Below are 2,882 nucleotides of genomic sequence, written 5' to 3'. Positions count from 1 at the left end.
GGGCGGCCACAGCAGGTCCACGCCGAGGCGGGCCGGATCGTCTCCTTCGGCACCGACGGCCGATTCACCCTCGGACTCGAGGGCGGTCGCCGGCTCGACGCCGCGCTCGACCGTCCGTCCTATCGCGTCGTCGTCGACGACGAGAGCGAGCCGTTCGTCCGCGACGAGAAGAACGTCTTCGCGAAGTTCGTGCTTGAGGTCGGCGACGAGATCCGGGCGGGCGACGAGGTGCTGGTCGTCCACGAGCGCGGCGAGTTACTCGCGGTCGGGACGGCACAGCTCGACGCAGCGGCGATCCGGGACTTCGAGACGGGGATGGCGGTGAACGTGCGCGAGGGTGCACCCGCCGAAACGTAGAACGGTCGGACCGCCCCGCTACAACCGGCACTCTCGCCCGATTTCGCGTTCGTAGCGCGCTTTGATCTCCTCGAACAGCGTTTCGCCGACCGCCGTCCGGAGCCGCGGCGCGGCCGTCGCGAAGAACTCGTCGAGGTTCTCGTACTCGGAGAACGCGTCGTTTTGTTCGGTGTCGTCGTAGCGATCCTCGCGCTCGTACTCGAGGGCCTGCAGGCAGTTGTCGATCAGATCCATGTCCTTGACGAACTGCGCGGTCGGCGTTTCGCGCGCCTCGTACTCCGTCCAGAGCGACAGAAGGTCGTCGTCATTCCGAAACGGCTCGAGCAGATCGGTGATCGCGTCCCGCTCGAGGGTCGCTTTTTCCTCGCCGGTCACTCGCTGTTTGCCCGTTTCCGCTCGCGTCGCGATATCACCCGTTCGTGCTTCCGCGAGGTCGTGAACGAGCGCCATCGATACCGCTCGTTCGCGGTCCACACCGTCGTCGGCTCGGTCGGCGTACAGCAGACACAGCGTCGCCATTCCCCAGGTATGTGCCGCGACCGATTCCGGCGACTCGATCCCGCGGAGGGCCCACCCTGTCCGGCGCTCGTCTTTCAGCTCGAACGCCTCGAGCAGCGCATCGAATTCGTCGTCCATCGTGGGACACCACGCGCCAGTGCGGGTTGAAAACGTCGGTTACGAGGTTCGGTTCGCCACGAGAGGGGGAGTGCAGTCACCTGCCCGTTCTCCATTCGCTCCGAGAGCACGTGTTCTGCACGAAATATTAGTCTGGCGGGTGAGAGTATCGAGTACGGATGCGACAGAAACCAGATCTGAGCGGCCAGACCGCGTTTATAACGGGGACGACGAGAGGCATCGGGAAACGACTCGCGCTCGCGCTCGCCGAACGGGGCTGCGACATCGTCTCGACGGGAAAGACCGTCGACGACTCGGACTCCGACCTCGAGGGGACGATACACAGGACGGCCGAGGAGTGCGCCGAGAAGGGGGTCGACACGCACGCGATCCAACTGGACGTCCGCGACGAGGACGCCGTCGAAGCGGCCATCGCGGAAGCGATCGACGAGATGGGCGAGATCAACATCGTCATCAACAACGCCTCGGCCATCCAGATAGGGAACGTCGAGGGGGTTCCGGCCGACCGATACGACCTCCTGAACGAGGTCAACGTGCGCGGGACCTATCTCGTTTCCCGGGGATTCATCGATCACCTCAGAGGGGTCGAGGACGACGCCTGGATCCTGACGAACGCGCCGCCGGTCGAGATCGATCGCGCGCCGGGAGCGGCGGCGTACTCCTGGTCGAAGATGGGGATGTCCTTCGTCACGCTGTCGCTGGCGCGGGAACTGGCGAGCGACGATATCGGCTGTAATACCTTCTGGCCGGTGACCGCCATCGATACGCGGGCGACCCGCTACTTCGAGATGGGGACCGAGGACGACTGGCGCACTCCCGATATCGTCTCGGACACCGTCCTGGAGATCCTCAACCGCGACCCGGGCGAGTTCACCGGGCACAGCGTCTACGACGAGGAGCTTTTGCGTGAGGCCGGCGTCGAGGACTTCTCGGCGTACAATCTCACCGAGGGCGATCCGGACCCGACCTCGGCACAGCTCTTCGACCCGGACTACTCGCGCTCGAGTGAGACGTAAGGACTCGTCATCACCCCGTTCTCGTTACCCGGTGCTCGAACGAACGACAAAGTAAAAGGGAACCCGCGGCGACGTGTCGAGTATGTTTGGAGGAGGCGGCGGCGGACTCAATCCGCGCAAGATGGAACAGATGATGGAGCAGATGGGGATCGACGTCGAGGACATCGACGCCGAGGAGGTCATCATCCGCACCGACGAGTACGACCTCGTCTTCGACGACGCCGAGGTCACCAAGATGGACGCCCGCGGCCAGGAGACCTACCAGGTCATCGGCTCGCCCGAGGAGGTCGAATCCGGATCCGCCGGCGGTAGCACCGCCAGTGAGGATACCGGAAGCGACGCCGAGCCGTCGATCCCCGACGACGACGTCGAACTCGTCGCCACGCAAGCCGGCGTCGGCAAGGACGAGGCTCGCGAGGCCCTCGAGGAGAACGACGGCGACCTCGCCGCGGCGGTCGCCTCCCTCGAGTGACTCGAGTGAGCGGCAACGAGAACGCGGACGACGAGTCCGACACCGAGGCAGGGACCGACACCGAGACCGACGCAGGAGCCGAAGGCGGCGACGACCGCGTCCCGGTGTTGCTCGTCCGCGGCGATCGCGAATACCTCGTGAAACCCGGCGGCGAACAGGGGACCGACCTCGGCGTGCTCGAGGTCCCCGAGGACGTGCAGTCGGGCGACACCATCGAGACGCATCTGGGCGACGAGTTTCACGTCCGCCGGCTGCGGGGCCCGGATCTCTTTCACCAGTTCGAGCGGACGGGCGCGCCGATGGTCCCCCGCGATATCGGGCTCGTGATGGGCGAGACGGGGATCGCCGGCGGCGATCGGGTTCTCGACGCCGGTACCGGAACCGGCGTCCTCGCGGCCACG

The 2,882-nt window shown here is 65.9% G+C and carries 4 protein-coding genes and 1 pseudogene; 4 read left to right on the top strand and 1 reads right to left on the bottom strand.

Going from position 1 to position 2,882, the window contains the following annotated elements; all coding sequences use genetic code 11:
* A partial coding sequence (locus PGX04_RS13335) for a PUA domain-containing protein (RefSeq protein WP_273738945.1) occupies nucleotides 1–357 on the top strand: 357 nt, incomplete at its 5' end.
* Between the two features lie 18 nt (nucleotides 358–375).
* Here PGX04_RS13335 and PGX04_RS13330 read toward each other — a convergent pair.
* Nucleotides 376–993, bottom strand: a complete 618-nt coding sequence (locus PGX04_RS13330; RefSeq protein ID WP_273738944.1) for an HD domain-containing protein — start codon at nucleotides 991–993, stop codon at nucleotides 376–378.
* 158 nt (nucleotides 994–1,151) lie between these two features.
* On the opposite strand from PGX04_RS13330, the gene PGX04_RS13325 reads away from it, so the two are divergent.
* The 3 genes and pseudogenes from PGX04_RS13325 to PGX04_RS13315 form a co-directional block, all read left to right on the top strand.
* A complete protein-coding gene (locus PGX04_RS13325; protein WP_273738942.1) occupies nucleotides 1,152–2,009 on the top strand; it encodes an SDR family oxidoreductase in 858 nt (285 codons plus the stop codon).
* A gap of 82 nt (nucleotides 2,010–2,091) precedes the next feature.
* Nucleotides 2,092–2,481 carry a nascent polypeptide-associated complex protein gene (locus PGX04_RS13320; RefSeq protein ID WP_273738941.1) on the top strand — a complete coding sequence of 130 codons (390 nt, stop codon included), beginning with the start codon at nucleotides 2,092–2,094 and terminating at the stop codon, nucleotides 2,479–2,481.
* A pseudogene (locus tag PGX04_RS13315) lies at nucleotides 2,478–2,882 on the top strand (SAM-dependent methyltransferase); the annotation flags it as partial. The gene PGX04_RS13320 and the pseudogene PGX04_RS13315, both read left to right, overlap by 4 nt.

The organism is Natrinema soli (assembly GCF_028618695.1).
Note: the sequence above shows the minus strand (reverse complement) of the source record. Positions and strands in the feature narration are given on the sequence as shown.

What these genes read in the sequence shown, in the direction of transcription:
- PGX04_RS13330 (WP_273738944.1), bottom strand. Translation starts at nt 993, where the DNA reads ATGGACGACGAATTCGATGCGCTGCTCGAGGCGTTCGAGCTGAAAGAC.
- PGX04_RS13325 (WP_273738942.1), top strand. Translation starts at nt 1,152, where the DNA reads ATGCGACAGAAACCAGATCTGAGCGGCCAGACCGCGTTTATAACGGGG.
- PGX04_RS13320 (WP_273738941.1), top strand. Translation starts at nt 2,092, where the DNA reads ATGTTTGGAGGAGGCGGCGGCGGACTCAATCCGCGCAAGATGGAACAG.